This window comes from Hydrogenophaga sp., assembly GCF_041633695.1.
Classification (GTDB): domain Bacteria; phylum Pseudomonadota; class Gammaproteobacteria; order Burkholderiales; family Burkholderiaceae_C; genus Hydrogenophaga.
The window spans coordinates 1-1,005 of the sequence record NZ_JBFJMY010000771.1; the positions used below are offsets into that span (position 1 = coordinate 1).

General features: G+C 70.9%; 1 protein-coding gene. It reads right to left on the reverse strand.

Annotated elements, in window-relative coordinates; genetic code table 11:
- Window positions 1-136: 136 nt before the first annotated feature.
- Window positions 137-1,005, reverse strand: an 869-nt coding sequence (locus ABYB95_RS23995) for a LysR substrate-binding domain-containing protein (RefSeq protein WP_372663027.1), incomplete at its 5' end; no start/stop codon positions are given.

Here is a 1,005-nt window from a genome sequence, read left to right on the forward strand (position 1 = left end):
ATCCTGGCGCGCATCCAGCGCGCCGGGATGGCCTACCGCAGCCAGGTGCGTGGTGCGCAGGATGGGCAGATCAACACCGACCATGGCGGGCGCATGGTGTACTGGAACGAGCCCGACGGCCACCAGTGGGAAATGCTCACCGTGAGCTACGCGCGCCAGCCGACACGCGGCGCGTAGACCCGGTGTCGGCGCTCTGACCGGCAGCGGTCCAGATCGCTTCGGCGGTGCCGCTCATGGGCTCGGGGTGGCGGTACAGGCGTATGTCCAGCGCCACGGCCCAGTGCTCGTCGCCAGCGGCCACGAGCTTGCCCAGGCGCAGTTCTTCGCTCACCAGGCTGGCGGGCAACCAGGCGATGCCCCTGCCATCAAGCGCCATGGTCTTGAGCACCGAGGCGAGGTGGGCGGTGAACACGGTTTGCACGCCCAGGCGGTGCAAGGCGCTGCCATGCACCGCGAACAAGATGCGCCCAATGCCCGATTCGGCGCTGTAGCCCAGCAAGGGTATGGGCTTGCCGCGTTGGGCGGCGTCGAGCCGGTGGCGCGGGCGACTGGACGCACCGATGGGGGCCGATACCGGCAGCAGCCGGTCTTCACCCACTTGCCGCCAGGGAAAGGCGGCGGCGTCGAGCGCGCCCGGCGCCTGCGTGTGCGCATGGCACAGCGCCAACTGCACCTGGTTTTGCAGCAGCAGGGTTTCGCAGCGCTGCAGCAGGTCGGACATGAGTTGCACCGGGCCCACGGGGGTGTGCGCTTCCAGCCCGCGCAGCCAGCCCGGCAAGAAGGTGAAGCTCAGGGCGTGGGTGGCGGCCAGGCGCAGCGTGGCGGCGCTGCTGTCGGCCACGGCACGCGCTTCGCCCGGCAGGCGGGCCACCCGGGCCAGCACCTCTTCGGCGGTGGTGCGAAACCATTCGCCGGCCTCGGTCAGACGGGCAGGTTGCTGGCTGCGGTCGAACAGCGCCACACCGAGCCAGGCCTCCAGCGCGCGGATGCGGCGGCTGAACGCGG